This window comes from Congregibacter litoralis KT71 (assembly GCF_000153125.2).
GTDB classification, from domain to species: Bacteria; Pseudomonadota; Gammaproteobacteria; order Pseudomonadales; family Halieaceae; genus Congregibacter; species Congregibacter litoralis.
Genome location: NZ_CM002299.1, coordinates 3,354,299 through 3,372,659 on the forward strand (window position 1 = coordinate 3,354,299; position 18,361 = coordinate 3,372,659).

Below are 18,361 nucleotides of genomic sequence, written 5' to 3' on the forward strand. Positions count from 1 at the left end.
TACTGCTGTCCTCCCGGACTTTGAGGGGCTGTCATTTGACGATTAGACGCATCACCGCAGTGACGCATGCCAAGTCGACATATGGCTGAGCACGCAAGTGTCCTACCGCCAGTCATTCAGACCACGCGCTGCACGGAGCGTTCCGTGATTTTTCGACGCTTTAAAAACCGAAGCCGCTGCCCAGGCCCTCGCCACAATCGGGACAGTCGGCGCGACGCTCTACCTGAATGATGCTCTGGGCATAGGTCTTGAGATCAAGCATGAGCACCCTGGATCGCAGGGACTCCCCCCACCCCGTGAGCACTTTGATGACCTCCAGAGCCTGAAGCGTGCCCAGCACCCCCACTACGGGCCCCAAAACGCCGTTGTCCCGGCAGGAAAGCGCCGTGGCAGCGCCCTCCCGGGGATACAGGCAGCGGTAGCAGGCGCCACCGCCAGCCACATCGAAGGTGGCGAGCTGCCCCTCGGAGCGTGCGGCTGCTGCAGACACGAGGGGCTTTCCGGCGCGGATGCAGGCGCGGTTGAGGGCAAAGCGCGTGGGGTAATTATCCGTGCCATCGGCGACCAGCTGCACCGAGTTCACCGCCTGAGCAAGCGCTTCGTCTTCGAGTCGTTCCGTGAACTGGGAGACGCGGCAATCGGGATAGTGAGCGCTGATGAGCGCCGCCGCCGACGCCGCCTTGGACCTGCCGATATCGCCCTCGCCGTGGAGGATCTGACGATGGAGGTTCGTACGCTCAACGGTATCGCCATCGGCAAGAATCAGACGTCCCACACCAGCCGCAGCGAGATAAATGGCAAGGGGACTTCCCAGACCGCCGCAGCCCACCACCAACACCCAGGCATCACGCAGAAGCTCCTGATACTCCAGGGTGAAATCCGGCAACATCAGTTGCCGACTGTACTGCTCCAGTTCCCGATCGCTCAGCACAGACCTTCTCCCTGCCAGACGCCACTACTGACGCGTTCATGTCCTGCAAGATCCTCAGCGCTTGCAACAGCGGTGAAGCCTCTCGTCGATAGCAAAGCCCGCACCGTCGATCCCTGCTCGAAGCCATGCTCCAGGAGCAGGCGTCCACGGGGCTCAAGCCAGGTCGGTGCCTCGGCAATGATGTGACGGATATCATCCAATCCATCAGCCCCCGAAACCAGCGCCGAGCGCGGTTCAAAGCGCAGATCACCGCTACTCAAATGCCCATCGCTCTCTGCGATATACGGAGGGTTGCTGACAATGAGATCAAAGCGTTGCCCCCGGACAGCGGTAAACCAATCGCTGCGATGAAAGGCTACATCCTTCAGACCCAGTCGTTTGCCGTTGGTCCGGGCGATCTCCAGCGCCTCGGGGCTGTGCTCCACGCCGGTGATTTGCCAACGGGGACGCTCCGATGCCAGCGCCAGGGCGATGGCCCCGGACCCCGTGCCGAGATCGAGCACAGAGGCCCCGGGGGACAAATCCAGTTTCAGGGCCTGTTCAACAAGGAGCTCCGTGTCCGGGCGCGGGATCAGAGTGGCGTCATTTACGCGCAGAGTCAGGGACCAGAACTCCCGCTCGCCCAGGAGATAGGCCACGGGGATCCCCGACGCGCGCTGAGCGAGCAAGTGCCGATAGTGCTCCGCAGCGGACGCCTCCACCTCGGCATCGGGCCAGGCAACAAGATAACTTCGGGGTTTTTTAAGGGCGGCGCACAAAAGCACCTGGGCTTCCCGTTGCGCTTCGTCACCTGCCAACGCTGTGCTCTCGGCAAGTAACTGCTCAACGGTGGCCATTACTGTCCGGACATGGCCGCCAGCTGATCGGCCTGATGCTCCTGGCGAAGAGGACCCAGCACCGCCTCCATATCGCCGGCCATGACTTCGTCAAGCTTGTACAGTGTCAGATTGATGCGGTGGTCCGTGACGCGTCCCTGGGGGAAGTTATAGGTTCGGATGCGGTCTGAGCGATCCCCCGTGCCCACGAGATTCCGCCGCTGTTCTGCCTGCTCGCTGGCCTGGGATTCTTCCGCAACGCTGTCGAGTTTGGCCTGGAGCAGCGACATGGCCCGGGCCCGGTTCTTGTGCTGGGAGCGCTCATCCTGGCACTCCACAACAATACCCGTGGGCAGGTGGGTCAGGCGCACGGCGGAATCGGTTTTGTTGACGTGCTGACCGCCGGCACCCGATGCGCGGTAGGTGTCAACGCGCAGGTCCGCCTTGTTGATTTCCACGGCCTCCAGCTCCTCGGGCTCGGCGAGAATCGCAACGGTGCAGGCAGAGGTGTGAATACGTCCCTGGGACTCGGTCTCGGGCACCCGCTGTACCCGGTGGGCGCCGGACTCGAATTTGAGATAGGCGTAGACATCGCTGCCTTCAATGCGACTGATGATTTCCTTGTATCCGCCGTGTTCGCCGGGGCGCTCCGAGAGCACCTCGATACGCCATCCCTGGCGCTCGGCAAAACGGCTGTACATTCGCTGGAGATCGCCGGAGAAAATAGCGGCTTCGTCGCCGCCGGTGCCTGCGCGAATTTCCAGAAACACGTTGTGGCTGTCCTTGGGATCCCGGGGCAGGAGGAGCAACTGCAGCTCGGCTTCCAAAGCCTCGCGCCGCGCTTCGCCCTCGCTGATTTCGGTCTTTGCCATTTCCCGCATGTCGGCATCATCGTCCGCGAGCATCGATTCCGCGGCTTCGAGATCGCCCTGCAGTTCCTGATACTCGCCAAAACACTTGACGACGGTTTCCAGCTCCGAAAACTCCCGGGACAAGCGACGAAACTGGTCCTGATCAGAGATGACGCCGGGGTCGCCGAGCAGGGCCGAGACCTCTTCATGACGCTCGGACAGCGTCTCCAATTTGAGCAGCAATGAGGGTTTCACTGCAGGGTGGGGCCGGGCGTCCTGGGACTCTCGCTCTCGGTAACGCCATCAACGGCGACGCTGGCGATCGTGGTCGCCGTCAGATCGTCGGCAGCCTCGGTGGCGGCTTTTTCTGGCGCTGTCTTCGGCGCTCGCCCCGAAGCAGTCTCCGCGGTCTCGGGTGCCTCGGCCTTGAGATCCAGAAGCCGCGCAGCATGGCCCAGGACATCGTGACGCCCTTCGGCACTGGCTTTTTTGAGGCCCGTGGTCGGAGCGTGTATCAACTTGTTGGTGATGGCCCGGGCGAGCTGCGCCACCACTTGCTGGGGATCGTCGCCGCGCGTGATGGACGCGAGGGCTTTGTCCAGCTCCCGTTGTCTTACGCTCTCTGCAGCTTTGCGGTACTGCTTCACCAGATCCACTGCAGCCAGGGAACGGTGCTCCTCACCCACGCTGGCAATGCCCTGGGCGATGATCTCATCCGCTTTGCTGACTTCCTGCTGACGCGCGCGAAGATTGCCATCGACAATCTGCCGGAGGTCATCAACGCTGTAGAGGTAGATATCCCGGAGCTCGCTGACCTGAGGCTCGATATCTCGGGGAACGGCAATATCGACCATGAGCATGGGGCGGTGACGTCGCGCCTTGAGCGCCGACTCTACCGTGCCTTTACCGATGATAGGCAGTTGGCTGGCCGTGGAGGTAATGACAATGTCAGATTTGGGAAGATGGTCGGGAATCTCCGCCAGGAGCACGGCGTCAGCACCAAACTGCTGGGCCAGCTCCCGGGCACGCCCGAGGGTCCGGTTGGCAATGACGATATTGCTCACGCCCGCCTCGATAAGATGGCGGGTCACCAGCTCGATGGTTTCGCCGGCACCCACCAATAGCGCATTACAGTCGCTGAGGTCCGTAAAGATACGCCGCGCCACGTCCACCGCGGCGAAGGCCACGGACACAGGGTTTTCGCCAATGGCGGTATCCGTACGCACTTTTTTGGCGATGGAGAATACGCGGGGAAACAATCGGCCGAGTTCACTGCCCACGGTGCCCGCATCATTCGCAACGGCATAGGCTGATTTCAGCTGACCAAAAATCTGCGGCTCGCCAAGAACCATGGAATCCAGGCCCGCGGCCACATGCACCATATGTCTCAGCGCTGCTTCACCTTCGTGGTGATAGGCCGCGCCGCGCAGATCATCTGCGGAAAGGTGATGATAGTTCGCCATCCAGTCGATGAGCTCCCGGGCCTTTTCGTCCAGGGGCTTCGAAGGCGGCGCTACGGCGTAGAGTTCCGTGCGATTGCAGGTAGAAAGTACGACAACCTCGTCGATCTCCGCCGAGCGGCAGACATCGTTCATGGCTTCGGACACCTGTTCCGGCGCAAAGGCAACACGCTCGCGCACATCGACGTGTGCGGAGTTATGATTAATGCCCAGTGCTATGAGGTTCACAGTGGAAAGTGTCCAGTTTACTTGTCAGTCGCCTTCGGAGTGGATTCTAGCAGCATAAACAAAAAATCGCAGGCTTAATGTGCCGCTTTTTTATACAGCAGCACACCCGGGAGAACCTGTAGAGCGGGGGCACCTGGCACCATGAAGCCGGCGGATCGAACGCGGCGTGGGTTTCACTGTCTCACTGTGTCATTATTCCGCCATACTATTTTGGTTTTTTCTATGTTCTCGCACGCTTCTTTTCGCCGTCTCTTTCTTATCCCCGCGCTGCTCTCGAGCCTCGCGCTGGTGGGAGGCTGCGCCGGCACGGATCGCATGGTCGACACCGCAGAACCCAACTCCGACGATCCCGTAGTGGCAGCGGCAACGGATGCGGTCAAAGAACCCCCGCCCCCACCGGTGCCTGAGCGACCCATTCCCGAAGCATCGGTTTACCCCTTATTGCTGGCTGAATTTGCTCTGCGACGTCGTGACTTTGATACGGCGCTCAACACCTATCTGGAGCAGGCGGACGTTCTTCAGGACCCCGCGGTAAGCGCTCATGCCACGCACCTCGCGCAATATCTGCAGCGCGAGCGCGAAGCTTTTCGGGCGGTACGCCTGTGGGTTGCCCTGGAGCCCGACAACATAGAAGCCAATGGCACCCTGGCGACTCTCCTGGCACGTCAGGGGCGCAACCGGGAGGCCCTGCCCTATCTGGCAACCGTGGCCCGAGCCGGAGAGAAGGCCAAGTTTCCCGTATTGCTGAATCGCTACAAGGCGCTGCGCCCTGCCGATCAGCTGGGGCTGGACAGCGACACCCAGGCGCTCCTCGATGATGACCTCGGGGACGATGTGTCCTTGCGGCTTACCCACGCCCTGATGGCGGAGGAGCGCGGTGACGCTGCCACCACCCGGGCGCGTCTGGCGCCGGTGTTTGCCCTTAAACCCTATCAGCGGCAGGCGCTGATTCTGGAAGCCAAGCTCAACCTCGCCGAGGGAATCGACGAGCCCCTGGCGCGCATGGAAGAAGCGCTGGACGTGGATCCGACGCGAACCGAACTGCGCCTCCAATATGCCCGACTTCTTGCAAGCCAGGACATGGCGGCAGCGCGGGAGCAGTTTGAGATTCTCTCCGCGGAAGCACCCCACAACGCGGACCTGCTCTTCTCTCTTGCCCTTATCAGTCACGAACTCGAGGACAATGAGGCAGCAAAGGGCTATCTCCAACAAATTATTGCCCTGAACCAGCGCAGAGACGAGGCTTATCTGTTCCTCGGTCAGATTGCCCGCAGCGAAGATGATCTCGACGAGGCGATACAGCTGTTTCAGCAGGTAGGCGATGGCGCCGAACTCATGAAGGCCACCATCAGCATTGCCCAGATTCAGGTTGCCGAAGGCCGGGAGCAGGAGCTGGCGGATTACATGGATCGCCTGCGGCAGAGCTACCCTCCGCGCAAAGAGCAGCTTTATGCCCTGGAGGCCAACATCTACAGCGAGACTGATCACGACGAGAAGGGTCTGGAGCTACTGAACCGCGCCATCGACGAGTTTCCTGAGTCCGACAACCTGCGTTATGCCCGCTCCGTCGCCCATGAGAAAGCGGGGAATATCGCTGCTGCAGAAACGGACCTGCGGGACATTATCGAGCGGGACCCGGATAATGCCACCGCCCTTAACGCTTTGGGTTACACTCTGGCCAACAGCACGGACCGCTATGACGAGGCCAGAGTACTGATCGAAAAGGCCCTGGCCCTGTCACCCAACGAGCCATCCATTCTCGACAGCATGGGGTGGGTTCTTTATCACCACGGTGATTTGGAGAACGCGAAGGAGTATCTGACCCGCGCTTATGCCGCCTTCCCGGATCCCGAGGTCGCTGCCCACCTGGGAGAAGTGCTATGGGCGATTGGCAATACCACGGGCGCTATGACAGTATGGCGTGCCGCCCTAGTGAAAGACCCTCAGCACGGGGTACTCAACGAAACCCTCACTCGCCTCGGTATCAGCCTCCAAGCCGACGCCGACTCCTGATAGCTGTGGTACCCGCGATACCTGCGACGCCTGCGATTACCGCGACAGCTGGAATTACCGCGACAGGCGCGCCCGTCGCAATGCCCGCCCTGTTTCTAGCGCTGGTTTTAGCCCTGATCAGCGGATGCTCCACCCTACCGGCACCCCCGCGGCCTGCGCCTCCTCCGCCGGAGACCGGACAGCTGAGTGAGGAGGCCCGCTGGGCAGAGCGACAGGCCGTCATTGGCACGCTGGAAAACTGGCGTGTCCGCGGCAAGGTCGCCTATCGCCTGCCGGACGATGCCGGCAGCGCGAATCTTGACTGGCAACAGACCGGCGGGCAGAGCAGCCTGAGACTGTCGGGTCCCATGGGCGTGGGGAGCACGGAAATACGCAACGAGGGCGCCCTCCTGCGCGTGAAGCGCGATGGCATCGAGCGGCTTTATCCCGCGGATGCGGCGCCCTGGCTATCGGGAGGCCAGCTGCTTCCCGTGCCCGTGAATTCCATTCAGCACTGGCTGCGCGGCGTGCCCGACCCCGCGATAGCTACAGCAGACCTTGAGACCGAGAATGCCCTGGCAACGCGCATTGAACAGAACGGCTGGGTCGTGGAATACGATGAGTATCGCGAGGCACAGGAACTGAGTCCGGGCCTGGCGCTGCCGTCGCGCTTGAATTTGTCGGCGCCCGATAGCGGGCTCACTCTGAGAATCATCTTGCGGGCATGGGAGCCTTAGCAGAGCCAAGTTCAATGCACGTCTTAATGCGCTATTTTTTTAGTGCACGGTTTTCTTAGTGGACTATTTTCAGTGCACGATTTTTTTAATGAACCGGGAAATCGCCGGCAGCGCGGCTGAGTCGCTCGTCACGCGTCCAGATTTGCACGCCCTCAGTCAGTCGACTGGATGCGAGCAAATGGATGTCGACAAAGTTGAGACCGGTACCCTCCAGCTGGTGAGCGCCCACGAAGTGCAAGAACTCTGAGTGACTTACCAGCGCCACGCGCGGCAGGCTCTCGAAAAACCCCAGCACAGCCTCCCGATCTTTTAGTCTGCCGCAAGCAAGCTCACCGATGACAAACTCGTGGGTGACCACCATTCCGTCTTCAAGGAGACGTCGGAGGTCCGAAGAGTCGCTACGAAAATGATCAATCCATACCGAGGTATCCACCAGCCACATCAGCGCTTTTTATCCTCGCCATCCTCTACACCCTCGTCATCCTCGGTCGTGGCCAGTGCGCGGCGCCCGGGAATTTCCAAACCCGGCATCTTGCCACCAAGACACGCCAAGCGCCGGGCGGCCTCCCGCTCTACCAATCGTTTGATGGCAAAACGAATCAGTTCGGTGTTCTCGGTGATGCCCGTAAGACGACTCGCCTCTGCGAACAGTTGATCGTCGATACTCACAGTGGTTCTCATAGCAAAAGCCTCACACTACACGTCGCTAACATCAGATAGAACATCATATGATGCCATACCAAACATCAAATATAGTCATGGCTTCGATCGCAGCTTCAATGTTCTGAGAAGCGTATCCGCGTCCATCGATAGTCCGTCCTCCCGTGCAATAATCGCCCCCATGCTACCAATCACCGTCAGCGCTCCCGCCAAACTGAATCTGTTCCTGCACATCACGGGGCAGCGCCCCGACGGTTATCACAATCTCCAGACGCTGTTTCAACTCCTGGATTTTGGTGACGAGCTGACCTTCTCGGTTCGCGACGACGACCAGATCAAGCTTCACTGCGAGGACGGCGTCCTTGAAGATCTTGCCCCCGAAGACAATCTCATCGTGCGTGCAGCGCAGCTTTTACAGGACAACGCAAAGGACAGCCCGCCCGCGCACGGTGGCGAAGGCTGCCGCGGCGCAGATATCCACCTGCTCAAACGCCTGCCCGCGGGGGGCGGCCTGGGCGGCGGAAGCTCGGATGCCGCGAGCACGCTGCTAGCCCTCAACCAGCTATGGGAACTCAATCTATCGATCGATGTTTTGGCGGATCTGGGTCGTCAGCTGGGTGCCGACGTGCCGGTTTTTGTGCGCGGTCACAGTGCCTGGGCCGAGGGCATCGGCGAGGAACTGGAGCCCGTGGAGCTGACCGAGCGCTGGTTTCTGGTGATTCACCCCGGCTGTCACGTATCAACAAAAGGGATTTTTTCACACCCGCAATTGACACGCGACACCCCCGCCATCACAATGGCCGCCTTTTTTACGGGGCCTACCCGTAACGACTTCGAAAACCTTGTGCGATGCCTTGCCGAACCTGTGGATAAGGCTTTGATTTGGTTAGAGAAATTCGGGGAGGCAAGAATGACCGGCAGTGGTGCCTGCGTGTTCGCAAGCTTCGACAGCGAAGCGCAGGCAAAGGCAGTCCTGCAGGAAGTACCCGGGCAATGGCAAGGCTTTGTTGCCCGCGGTGTGAATCGGTCACCCGTCCGGGAACAGCTTGACGGGCTGCCGCCCGGGTAAAGAACGCGCTGAGACCTGCCCTGGGGCGGGGCCTCATAACTGCGAAGTAAGTGCGTTTTTTGGGACTGCTAGTCCAACGAGTACAACAATGAGCGCAGCAGGTCACCGCTGACGTAAACGATCATTGGGGTGTCGCCAAGTGGCAAGGCACCGGGTTTTGATCCCGGCATTCGGAGGTTCGAATCCTCCCACCCCAGCCATTTTTCTGCGGCGGATTTTATTGCCGCCGCACCCACTAGCACGATCGTTGCACAGCGAATGAGCGAAGGAAGGCATAACGTGTCCGCAAAGCTGATGGTGTTCACCGGGAACGCCAATCCGGAATTAGCCCGCAAGGTAGCCAGTCGCCTTTATCTGTCCCTCGGTAAAGCCGATGTGGGTCGCTTCAGTGACGGCGAAGTTGCCGTAGAGCTCAACGAAAATGTGCGCGGCAAAGACGTCTTTGTGTTGCAGCCGACCTGTGCACCCACCAACGATAACCTCATGGAGTTGTTGGTGATGATTGATGCGCTACGTCGCGCGTCAGCAGGTCGCATAACTGCCGTCGTGCCGTATTTCGGCTATGCCCGCCAGGATCGTCGCGTGCGTTCCTCACGCGTGCCGATTTCGGCAAAGGTCGTGGCGGATTTAATGAATACCGTGGGTGTCGACCGCGTACTGACGGTTGACCTTCACGCCGAACAGATACAGGGCTTCTTTGGATGCCCCGTAGACAATATTTACGGTTCGCCGGTCTTGAATGACGACATTCAGGCCAGCAACTACGACAACGTCATGGTGGTATCCCCCGACATCGGCGGTGTGGTCCGCGCCCGAGCCATCGCCAAGCAGCTGGACGAGGCTGAACTGGCGATCATCGACAAGCGTCGGCCCAAGGCCAACGAAACCGAGATTATGAATATCATCGGTAACGTCGAGGGCCGAACCTGCCTACTGGTAGACGATATGGTGGATACCGCCGGCACCCTTTGTAATGCCGCAAACGCGCTCAAAGAGCGTGGCGCGACACGGGTCGCGGCCTACTGCACCCATGCGGTGCTCTCGGGCAAGGCTTTAGACAATGTTCGTAACTCCGCGCTCGACGAGCTCGTAGTCACGGACACGATTCCTCTGTCGGATGAGGCGAAAACCATCAGCAAGATCAGGCAACTCACCATTGCCGATTTGCTGGCGGAATCTATTCGCCGGGTTTCGAACGAGGAATCCATCAGCGCGCTTTTCAGCTAGGTTCATTGCGAACCGCCTGAGAGGCGTTTTTTAAGCGGACGGGGAAGCTGGTCGCAGGCGACCCCCACTCCGATATTTATAGGAGACAGTCATGTCTGAACAACTGGCCATTGCAGCCACAGTACGTAGCGACCTGGGGAAAGGTGCGAGCCGCCGCCTGCGTCGTAGCGTCGATCACATCCCGGCGATCATTTACGGCGCCGGCAAAGACCCCGCGCCCCTGACCATCGTCCGCAAGGACCTGGAAAAAGCGCTGGAAAACGAGGCTTTCTACTCACAGGTTATCGACGTATCCGTCGACGGCGATGTGCAGCCCGCCATCCTCAAGGACCTGCAGCGTCACCCGGCGCGTAACGATGTCATGCACGCGGATTTTCTGCGCGTCGATGCCAAGGTCGCCATCAAGGTCAACATTCCCCTGCACTTTATCAATGAAGAGAAGTGTCACGGCGTGAAGATCGAAGGCGGCATCATCGAGCACCTGCTGACGGAACTGGAAGTTCTCTGTCTGCCGGGTCTGATCCCCGAGTACATCGAAGTGGACATGGAAAACGTGACCACCGCCGACATCATCCACATCTCGGATCTCAAGCTGCCCGAAGGCGTGGTTTCCACGGCTCTGGAATTGGGCGAAGATCACGATATGGCTGTGACTTCCGTCAGCGCCAAGCGTGGTGGTGATGAAGAAGTCGACGAAGACGCACCTGAAGCAAGCGCCGAAGAAGGCGAAAGCGAAGGCAGCGACGACGAGGATTGATCTGCCGCCGCTTTCCCCAGGGATAGCGCATGCAGTATCTGATCAGGGGCAGCGTTACGCTGCCCTTTTTCGTTGCACGCGCTTATCGCAAGTAGAAACCCGGTAGACCGTAAGAGATAAAGTCATGCCCGTCACCATTCAACTGATTGTCGGCCTCGGAAATCCCGGGTCGCAGTATGAGGGCACCCGCCACAATGCGGGCGAGGACTTTGCGCGCGAACTGGTGAGGCAGGCAGGCGGCACCTTTAAGCTGGAAACCAAGTATCACGGTGAGCTTGCAGAGGTGTTTTTCGCCGGGCACAAGCTCCGGGTCCTTGTTCCTCATACGTTCATGAATCGCAGCGGCAAATCCGTTGCAGCGCTTGCGAATTTTTACAAGATTGAGCCGGCGCAGATTCTCATCGCTCACGACGAGCTGGATATTGCACCGGGCACGGCGCGCTTTAAGTTTGACGGCGGCCATGGCGGTCATAACGGTCTGCGGGATATTGTGCCGGCGTTAGGAAATCGCAAGGACTTCCATCGTCTGCGGGTCGGCATCGGTCACCCCGGGTCCGCAAAACAGGTGAGCAACTACGTGCTTTCCAAGGCGTCTCCCGCGGATCGCGAGGCCATTGCCGCCAGTATTGATGAGGCCCTTCGTGCCCTACCCCTGCTACTGGCGGGTGACGCCGGGAAGGCCATGACACAATTACACAGTTTTAATGGCGCGGACTCGACGATGTCGACTCCACCGCTTAAGGAATAGCTATGGGTTTTAAATGCGGCATTGTTGGTCTCCCCAACGTCGGTAAATCAACGCTTTTTAACGCGCTCACCCGTGCGGGTATCGACGCGGAGAATTTCCCCTTTTGCACCATCGAGCCCAATGCGGGGGTGGTACCCGTGCCGGATCCCCGGCAGAGCAAAATTTCCGAGCTGGTAAAACCCCAGAAGGAGATCGCCACGACCATGGAGTTTGTGGACATTGCGGGTCTCGTGGCGGGCGCCAGCAAGGGTGAAGGACTGGGCAACCAGTTTTTGGCAAATATCCGGGAAACCGATGCCATTGCTCACGTGGTGCGCTGTTTTGAGGATGAAAACGTCATCCACGTTTCCAACGCCATCGACCCTGCCGCCGATATCGAAATCATCAATACCGAGCTCGCCCTGGCGGATCTGGAAAGCTGCGAAAAGCAGCTGGCCAAAGTGGTGCGTACGGCAAAAGGCGGCGACAAGGAATCCATCGCCATGAAAGCCCTGCTGGAGAACAAACTGCTCCCCCAGCTCAATGAAGCCAGGCCCGTGCGCGGGCTCACCCTGGATGACAATGAGCAGGCGCTGGTAAAGAGTCTGTTTTTGCTCACGAGCAAGCCTACTCTATACATCGCCAACGTGGATGAAGAAGGACTCGAGGGTAATGCCTACGTCGATATCGTGCGTGGCATAGCCGCCACGGAGAACGCCGAAGTTGTGGTGATCTGCAACAAGCTCGAGTCAGAAATCATTGAGCTGGAGGACGACGAGCGCGCCGAGTTTCTTGCTGACATGGGCATGGAAGAGCCGGGACTCAATCGGGTAATCCGTGCGGGCTATGAGCTACTGAATCTGCAGACCTACTTTACGGCGGGACCCCAGGAAGTGCGTGCCTGGACGGTCAAGGTCGGTGCCACAGCCCCCGAGGCCGCGGGGGTCATTCACACGGACTTTCAAAAGGGCTTTATCCGCGCCGAGGTCATCGGCTACGAGGACTTCATTACCCACAAGGGCGAGCAAGGCGCAAAAGACGCCGGCCGCTGGCGCCTGGAGGGTAAGGAGTATGTTGTGCAGGATGGGGATGTGGTGCATTTTCGGTTTAATGTTTAAACCACTGCGCGGCGGGCAGCGTAAGCTCTGATAGCCAACACCCAAGGGTTCAGAGCAAAGCCAAGGTGCAAAACTACAAGATCTACCTAACCCCTCCCCCCGCCCCCGCCCCAACACCCATGGGTTTTCCCCGGTTTCAGGGCGAGTGGCGAGTAGGACGCGAAGCGCTCCGTCTCGGGCTGTCTTCACCCAAACTGCTTCGCGCGCCGCGGGGACACGGTGAGCCCGTTTTGCTGTTACCCGGTTTTAAGGCACCGGAGTCTTCCATGTTTCCTTTGCGCCGTCTGCTCAGGCTCAAGGGCTACAAAGCAGATACCTGGGGACTGGGCGTCAATCAGGGAAACGTCGAGCAGTATGTAGAGGCTCTAAAACCCCGGGTAGTGGAAAAAGCGGACGTCAGTGGCACCGCGGTAGCCTTGGTGGGCTGGAGCTTAGGTGGCGTTGTAGCCCGAGAAATCGCCCGGGAGATTCCTCAGTACGTAAGCACCATCATCACCTATGGCACACCCGTGATTGGCGGCCCATCCTTCACCGTGGGAGCGCGCTCCTACAGTGCAGAAGATCGAAAACGGATCAACCAGCTGATTGAAGAACGCAACGCGACTAATCCGATCAAAACGCCCATAGGGATCGTGTTCACCCGCGGCGACACCATCGTATCCTGGCCCGCCTGTATTGATCGTCACAGCTTGGATGTAACCCACTACGAAGTGGACTCGACACACTTCTCGATGGGTATCGATCCTACGGTGTGGGGGATTGTGCTGGACCGCTTATATCAAGCGCATCAGGCAGCCTGAGGGTATAGCCCGCCTTGATGCTGCTGGGATCGCCGCCATTAAAGGCATCGGGGTTTAAGCGCTGAATAGCCGCCAGAGTCTGCGGAGTAGTCGCGCCCTGGGGACGTGCTTTGCTGGCAATAGCCCACAGCGTTTCACCCTCAGCGACGATGTATTCTTGCGAGGACACTGCCTGGGGTAGGGCTTCGACCTCCACTAATGGCTCAGCTTTGATACCCGGGGAGCGCGCGTCCCTCGCCGCGGGTGCCGAGGCCCCCGCCTCATTCAATAACTCACCACGGGAGCCTGCAGCGCGGTCCAGACGTTGAAAAATGGCTTCCTGGTCAATCTCCAGGGCCTCCGGCGTGCCTTCGGGGCACAGGGGAATATCTTCTTTTTCTTTGCGCTCAAGATCCAGTTCCAGAGCCGCCAGCTTGTCGGCGTTAAAGCCCTCAGCATCCAGGGCACGCGTCAGGGAGCCCACCCGCGCCAGCGCCGTCGCCTGCGCGGCGATTAACTGCGTGCGCGCAGTGATCAAGGCCCGCTGGGTGTCGAAGAATTCGTTCTGGCTGTCCAGTAAATCCAGCAGGGAGCGCTGACCAATATCAAACTGGTCGTTGTACGCCCGGCGGGTTTTGTCCTGGGCATCCAGCTGCTGCTCGAGGTAATCGACCTGCCGCCTGAGAACATCAATATCGTTAAAGGCAATCATGGTCTCGCGTCGGATGGCCAGACAGGCGTCCTTCCGAGACTCTACCGCCGAGTAGTAGCTATTGGCCGCTTCACGACGCCGGGCGCTGTCGGAACCGCCCCGGTAGAGGTTGTAGTTCATCACTACTTCCACCGCCTGGAGGTCATAATCCCCGAGAATGCCGTCGGTGTTGCTCGCCTGCTCATTCCGATAGCGAAGATCCAGCCGCGGGTAAAAGGCACCCCGGGTGGCATTAGACGACTCCCGGGCCGACCGTAATTCCTCGATGGCCCGGTTGATATCGGGACTGTTGGCATAGGCGCGCGCCAGGGCCTCATCCCGTGTTACGGGCAGCGCCGATTCAGGGATTGCCGGCAGGGGCAGGGTTTTGGCCGGGAGCAGTCCCACGATGCGCTGAAACTCCACGCGGGTGTCATGCAGGTTGGTCACTTCTGTCAGCAGATTTGACTCCGCCAGGGCCAGACGTGCCGTGGCCTGCTCAAGATCGACGCGCTGGCTCACGCCGCCTGCAGCTCGCTCGGCTATTTTGTTGTACACCTGTCGATGCACGACATAGTTTTGCTCGGCGTATTGCACCAGGTTCTGAAAGCGCACGGCGTCCACATAGGCCTGGGTTGCCGACAAGGCCACCTCCTGGGACGCGGCTTCAAAATCGTAGTAGCGGGCCAGCTTCTCATAGCGCTTGGCCCGCGCCTCATCACGGCTCTGGAAGCCATCAAACAGCAGCTGGGTGATAGAGAATCGCAAAGAATCTGCCTCGTAATCACCAAAGTCCGCGATGGGTGTCTGGCGCTCCTGCCAGGAATAATCCCCCGACAAATCAACGCTTGGCAGCATATCGCCAAACTCAGCCCGCTCTGACGCTCGGGTAGCTTCAAACTCGTAATAGGCCGACGTGACTGCAGGGTTACTGGCAAGCGCTGTAACAATAGCCTCGCCATAACTCGTCACTTCCTGAGCATAGATTGGCACGCTGCCAGCGAGCCCCAGGACAGCGGCAATAACGCCACGCCACAGCGGTCGCTTTGGCAACGATGCTCTAGGAAAGATCTCTTTTTGGTCTCGCTTTGTCACAGCTCTCCAGGTGCTATGGCCCTAAGGGGTTCAGTTAATGTCTTCATCGCGCGGCTTACGTTACTTTCGCTACCTGCACGACTCTCACTATTCTCATTTCTAGGCGCAGCGCGCGGCGCACTATACGCCCTAACTGTTTATTTTAACGCGGTTTATTCGCATTATCGCGCTTATACTGTGCGCAGTCTCACACAACGGCGAAGCAATGGCCGAAAGACAGTTTGCACAAGGTTTCGCGCAGCGCCTTGCACAGCGTCGATTGATGATCGGGGTGTTGCTTCTGGCCCTGCTGGGCATTATTCAAGGCGCCCCCCTGGCGGGCATCATTGAGTTCGAAAAGCTCCGTCGGCTGGCTGCTGAGCGCTTTGGCCCGGACGCTGTAAACGCTGTTCAAGACTGGGAGGCGTTTGTTGCCAGCCGCAGCGCCGACCCCATACTCAGCAAGCTGCAGACCACCAACGACTTTTTCAACGAGCGTATTCGCTGGAGTAGCGATGAGCGTATCTACGGTATCGAGGACTACTGGGCCACCCCGCTGGAGACCCTGGGCAAACAGGAGGCGGATTGCGAGGACTTCACCATCGCCAAATACGTGACCTTACTGGCCCTGGGCGTCGACCCCAAAAGCCTTCGCCTGATTTATGTCAAAGCACAGCGCCCCGGCGGCGCCAGTCAGGCTCACATGGTGCTCGCCTGGTACGAGACACCGGCAGCTGCGCCACTCATTCTGGACAATATCAACACCCTGGTTTTGCCGGCGGCACGCCGCCAGGACCTGACCCCCGTTTTCAGTTTTAACGCTGATGATCTATGGATAAGCGGTGCGACCCAGCCCAGTAAAGCAAACCCGCTGCAGCGACTTTCGCGCTGGCAGCAGGTGCTGGAGCGTATCGTCGAAGAAGGCTTCCGGGCCACCTGGTAGGAGAAAAACATGTCCCTTTATCGACAGTTATGGATTGCGATCATCGTGCTGATGCTGGTGGTGTTTGGCACCACCTTCGTGATTAACGGCATCAGCAGCAGTCGCTACCTGGAGGAGCAGCTGAGCATCAAGAATAGCGATGACGCCAATGCCCTTGCCCTTTCCCTCTCCCAGCAAACCCTGGATACGGTGGCACTGGAAATTCAACTGGCGTCGCAGTTGGATCAGGGGTCTTACGAATGGGTAAGGTTTCGCGATGCGAACGACGAACTCATATTTGATCGGGCGAAAGCCATAGAACCAGGCAGTTACCCCGGCTGGCTCGCCGCCCTCTTTGACATTGATGCGGCCCCGGGCGTTGCTGCCGTGAGCAGTGGCTGGAACCAACTGGGGACGCTGAGTCTCAAGACCAACAATGACTTTGCCTACGCGGAGCTGTGGACCAGCGCAAAGCGTACCCTCGCTGCCCTGATCTCAGCCATCGTCATTGCCGGGGGGCTGGGGTCGCTGCTGTTGCGCACGATTCTTCAACCCTTGCACCAGGTGGTGCAACAGGCCGACGCCCTGGGCGACCGACGTTTTGTTGAACTACCGGAGCCGCACACCCTGGAGTTTGCGCGGGTTACCCGTGCAATGAACAGCCTGGCAACGCGGATGCAGGACATGCTCACCAAGGATGCGGAACAGTTAACCGCCGGGCAGTCTGTAGAAAAAAAGGATCCCTTGACGGGCCTTGAGCAGCGCACCAGCTTCATGAACCGGATTGCCGCCAAGGTTACTGCCCAGGACCCCGATGCCGAGGGTGCCATCGCCTTGGCGCGCATTCATCGCCTGACGGAGCTCAATCAGCTCCACGGACGCAGAACGATGGACGCTCTCATCGCTGACATCGGGACAAGTCTCCAGGGTCTGCTGGAGCAGTTTCCTGAGCTGGCCATCGCCCATCTGAATGTTGCGGATTTTTGTGTTCTTTCTCCCCGGGAGAACGATCCGAAAAGGCTCGGTAGACAGCTTCAGCGGACCGTCGTCGACGTTCTTGTACGTCACGACATGGCCGGGGACGTAAAAATTCCCACGGCCTGTGCCAGCTACGAGCCCGAGGTCACGGCCAGTGAGCTGATGAGTGACCTGGACGAAGCACTGATGCTGTCAGCACATACGGAAACGGGTGAACTGACCCTGGCTTCCCGCAGTGGCGAACGCCTGTCAAACCTCCGCGAAAGAGGTCGGAACTGGGAGCGGGCCATTCGCCAGGCGCTGATCAACAGCGAGCTCCAATTTGAATCCTGTCCCGTCGTCGATCAGCAGTCCCAGCTGCTACACAAGAAGCTGACGCTACAACTTCATATCGACGACAGTTGGTGTCGCGCGGGTGTGTTCATGCCCTGGGTTCATCGCCTGGGTCTCAACGCTGAGATCGATCGCGCCATCATCACCGCCGGCCTTGCGCACATTGCTAAGACGGGCGAGAACGCCTGTGTGGAGTTATCTATGCGGGCTATTACCGAAGACGACTTTGTGGACTGGCTCAATTACCACCTCAACCAATACCCCGACGACGCGGCACGTCTTCGCGTGGATATCAGTGAGTCTGCCGCCTTTGGCGACCCCGAGGGGTTTGCCGCCCTGCAACGGTGCCTGCACAAGCATCAGGCGCAGCTGGGCATCCAGCATATGGGACACCGCGTGGGCGAAATCGGCAAGTTAGGCACCCTGGGGGCCGATTACCTGAAAATTGACAGTCTGTTTACACACGATATTGCGGGTATTCCGGGCCATCAGGCGCTGATGCGGACTTACGCCAACATCGCCCACACCCTGGGCGTCATCTGTATTGCAGAAGGCGTCGCCAACGAAGCGGAACGAAGCAGTGCTTTTGACTGCGGGGTCAGCGCGGTCACGGGTCCCTTTTTGAACACCTAGCTCGCCGCTCAGGATGCTTCCTTGGATGATTGCTCACCTGTCGCGACCGGGACAAAGCCTAGATGCGAGGCTCATCATCCAGAAGATTGAGTGCGTTGTCGCTGCGGCGGAGAGACTGTCGCTCCATCACTTTAGCCTGAGCCGCTTCCGGCAGCTCAGTGAAGAGCAATACGTTCTTGGCAATCAGCACCTCAAGCAAGTCCTCGAGGACGCGGACGAACTCCAGGTCCGTTCGCGCCAGGTCGCTGTTGGGTCCCACGCTTGCCAAAAACTGCTGCAAAGCGCCATCGCCCTCTTCCAGCTCTTCATCAAAGCCCGGCTGGGCCTGGCGGCTTACCGCCGAAATGGCGCCGTTACTATCGCGCTGTACGTAAGGCAT

Annotated in this window: 18 protein-coding genes and 1 tRNA gene; 11 read left to right on the forward strand and 8 right to left on the reverse strand. The window is 59.3% G+C overall.

From position 1 onward, the window contains the following. Positions 1–160: 160 nt before the first annotated feature. Genes KT71_RS15300 through hemA form a run of 4 tightly spaced genes read right to left on the reverse strand, consistent with a single transcriptional unit; the run spans position 161 to position 4,285 of the window. Entirely contained in the window at positions 161–931 is a 771-nt protein-coding gene (locus KT71_RS15300) for a HesA/MoeB/ThiF family protein (RefSeq protein WP_008294452.1), read from the reverse strand. Continuing rightward, entirely contained in the window at positions 925–1,767 is an 843-nt protein-coding gene (gene prmC / locus KT71_RS15305) for a peptide chain release factor N(5)-glutamine methyltransferase (protein ID WP_008294451.1), read from the reverse strand. The genes KT71_RS15300 and prmC overlap by 7 nt, the downstream gene beginning before the upstream one ends. Continuing rightward, positions 1,767–2,852, reverse strand: a complete 1,086-nt coding sequence (prfA, locus tag KT71_RS15310; protein ID WP_008294450.1) for a peptide chain release factor 1 — start codon at positions 2,850–2,852, stop codon at positions 1,767–1,769. Before prfA ends, prmC begins: the two co-directional genes overlap by 1 nt. Then, positions 2,849–4,285 (reverse strand): glutamyl-tRNA reductase, encoded by a 1,437-nt coding sequence (hemA, locus tag KT71_RS15315; protein WP_008294449.1) that lies wholly within the window; start codon positions 4,283–4,285, stop codon positions 2,849–2,851. The genes prfA and hemA overlap by 4 nt, the downstream gene beginning before the upstream one ends. A 222-nt stretch (positions 4,286–4,507) precedes the next feature. Here hemA and KT71_RS15320 point away from each other — a divergent pair, with 222 nt between their 5' ends. Together KT71_RS15320 and lolB are read left to right on the forward strand one after the other, a co-directional pair. Continuing rightward, positions 4,508–6,298, forward strand: a complete 1,791-nt coding sequence (locus tag KT71_RS15320; RefSeq protein ID WP_008294448.1) for a tetratricopeptide repeat protein — start codon at positions 4,508–4,510, stop codon at positions 6,296–6,298. An 80-nt stretch (positions 6,299–6,378) separates the two neighbouring features. After that, positions 6,379–7,014, forward strand: coding sequence for a lipoprotein insertase outer membrane protein LolB (lolB, locus tag KT71_RS15325; RefSeq protein WP_008294447.1), 636 nt, complete (start codon positions 6,379–6,381; stop codon positions 7,012–7,014). Between the two features lie 85 nt (positions 7,015–7,099). Here the strand turns inward: lolB and KT71_RS15330 are convergent, their stop codons facing one another. Together KT71_RS15330 and KT71_RS15335 are read right to left on the reverse strand one after the other, a co-directional pair. Next, positions 7,100–7,456 (reverse strand): type II toxin-antitoxin system VapC family toxin, encoded by a 357-nt coding sequence (locus tag KT71_RS15330; RefSeq protein WP_008294446.1) that lies wholly within the window; start codon positions 7,454–7,456, stop codon positions 7,100–7,102. Further along, positions 7,456–7,695, reverse strand: a complete 240-nt coding sequence (locus KT71_RS15335; RefSeq protein WP_008294444.1) for a type II toxin-antitoxin system VapB family antitoxin — start codon at positions 7,693–7,695, stop codon at positions 7,456–7,458. The genes KT71_RS15330 and KT71_RS15335 overlap by 1 nt, the downstream gene beginning before the upstream one ends. Before the next feature lie 160 nt (positions 7,696–7,855). On the opposite strand from KT71_RS15335, the gene ispE reads away from it, so the two are divergent. The 7 genes from ispE (at position 7,856) to KT71_RS15370 (ending at position 13,372) form a co-directional block, all read left to right on the forward strand. Beyond that, positions 7,856–8,743, forward strand: coding sequence for a 4-(cytidine 5'-diphospho)-2-C-methyl-D-erythritol kinase (gene ispE, locus KT71_RS15340; protein ID WP_008294443.1), 888 nt, complete (start codon positions 7,856–7,858; stop codon positions 8,741–8,743). A gap of 125 nt (positions 8,744–8,868) precedes the next feature. After that, positions 8,869–8,943 (forward strand) — tRNA-Gln (locus tag KT71_RS15345). Positions 8,944–9,022: 79 nt separating this feature from the next. Further along, complete coding sequence (locus tag KT71_RS15350; protein WP_023660154.1) at positions 9,023–9,970, forward strand: ribose-phosphate pyrophosphokinase; 948 nt, start codon at positions 9,023–9,025, stop codon at positions 9,968–9,970. Positions 9,971–10,061: 91 nt separating this feature from the next. Further along, the gene (locus tag KT71_RS15355) at positions 10,062–10,727 is read left to right on the forward strand and encodes a 50S ribosomal protein L25/general stress protein Ctc (RefSeq protein ID WP_008294441.1); all 666 of its coding nucleotides are present in this window, start codon (positions 10,062–10,064) and stop codon (positions 10,725–10,727) included. 124 nt (positions 10,728–10,851) lie between these two features. Beyond that, positions 10,852–11,475 carry an aminoacyl-tRNA hydrolase gene (pth, locus tag KT71_RS15360; protein WP_008294440.1) on the forward strand — a complete coding sequence of 208 codons (624 nt, stop codon included), beginning with the start codon at positions 10,852–10,854 and terminating at the stop codon, positions 11,473–11,475. Positions 11,476–11,477: 2 nt separating this feature from the next. Next, entirely contained in the window at positions 11,478–12,572 is a 1,095-nt protein-coding gene (ychF, locus tag KT71_RS15365; protein ID WP_008294439.1) for a redox-regulated ATPase YchF, read from the forward strand. A 65-nt stretch (positions 12,573–12,637) separates the two neighbouring features. Further along, positions 12,638–13,372, forward strand: a complete 735-nt coding sequence (locus KT71_RS15370) for an esterase/lipase family protein (protein ID WP_023660155.1) — start codon at positions 12,638–12,640, stop codon at positions 13,370–13,372. On the opposite strand, the gene KT71_RS15375 is transcribed toward KT71_RS15370, so the two are convergent. Further along, positions 13,317–15,137 carry a TolC family outer membrane protein gene (locus KT71_RS15375; protein ID WP_023660156.1) on the reverse strand — a complete coding sequence of 607 codons (1,821 nt, stop codon included), beginning with the start codon at positions 15,135–15,137 and terminating at the stop codon, positions 13,317–13,319. The genes KT71_RS15370 and KT71_RS15375 overlap by 56 nt on opposite strands. Before the next feature lie 205 nt (positions 15,138–15,342). Here KT71_RS15375 and KT71_RS15380 point away from each other — a divergent pair, with 205 nt between their 5' ends. Together KT71_RS15380 and KT71_RS15385 are read left to right on the forward strand one after the other, a co-directional pair. After that, on the forward strand, positions 15,343–16,059 hold the full coding sequence (locus KT71_RS15380) for a transglutaminase-like cysteine peptidase (RefSeq protein WP_008294436.1): 717 nt from the start codon (positions 15,343–15,345) through the stop codon (positions 16,057–16,059). A gap of 9 nt (positions 16,060–16,068) precedes the next feature. Next, positions 16,069–17,982 (forward strand): bifunctional diguanylate cyclase/phosphodiesterase, encoded by a 1,914-nt coding sequence (locus tag KT71_RS15385; protein WP_008294435.1) that lies wholly within the window; start codon positions 16,069–16,071, stop codon positions 17,980–17,982. Positions 17,983–18,040: 58 nt separating this feature from the next. On the opposite strand, the gene KT71_RS15390 is transcribed toward KT71_RS15385, so the two are convergent. Beyond that, positions 18,041–18,361, reverse strand: coding sequence for a hypothetical protein (locus KT71_RS15390; RefSeq protein ID WP_008294434.1), 321 nt, complete (start codon positions 18,359–18,361; stop codon positions 18,041–18,043).

Excerpts from the sequence above, each read along its gene's own strand:
- KT71_RS15320 (WP_008294448.1), top strand. The coding sequence starts at position 4,508 with ATGTTCTCGCACGCTTCTTTTCGCCGTCTCTTTCTTATCCCCGCGCTG.
- KT71_RS15330 (WP_008294446.1), bottom strand. The coding sequence starts at position 7,456 with ATGTGGCTGGTGGATACCTCGGTATGGATTGATCATTTTCGTAGCGAC.
- KT71_RS15380 (WP_008294436.1), top strand. The coding sequence starts at position 15,343 with ATGGCCGAAAGACAGTTTGCACAAGGTTTCGCGCAGCGCCTTGCACAG.
- prmC (WP_008294451.1), bottom strand. The coding sequence starts at position 1,767 with ATGGCCACCGTTGAGCAGTTACTTGCCGAGAGCACAGCGTTGGCAGGT.
- ychF (WP_008294439.1), top strand. The coding sequence starts at position 11,478 with ATGGGTTTTAAATGCGGCATTGTTGGTCTCCCCAACGTCGGTAAATCA.
- pth (WP_008294440.1), top strand. The coding sequence starts at position 10,852 with ATGCCCGTCACCATTCAACTGATTGTCGGCCTCGGAAATCCCGGGTCG.
- KT71_RS15335 (WP_008294444.1), bottom strand. The coding sequence starts at position 7,695 with ATGAGAACCACTGTGAGTATCGACGATCAACTGTTCGCAGAGGCGAGT.
- ispE (WP_008294443.1), top strand. The coding sequence starts at position 7,856 with ATGCTACCAATCACCGTCAGCGCTCCCGCCAAACTGAATCTGTTCCTG.
- KT71_RS15355 (WP_008294441.1), top strand. The coding sequence starts at position 10,062 with ATGTCTGAACAACTGGCCATTGCAGCCACAGTACGTAGCGACCTGGGG.
- KT71_RS15385 (WP_008294435.1), top strand. The coding sequence starts at position 16,069 with ATGTCCCTTTATCGACAGTTATGGATTGCGATCATCGTGCTGATGCTG.
- lolB (WP_008294447.1), top strand. The coding sequence starts at position 6,379 with ATGCCCGCCCTGTTTCTAGCGCTGGTTTTAGCCCTGATCAGCGGATGC.
- KT71_RS15390 (WP_008294434.1), bottom strand. The coding sequence starts at position 18,361 with ATGCCTTACGTACAGCGCGATAGTAACGGCGCCATTTCGGCGGTAAGC.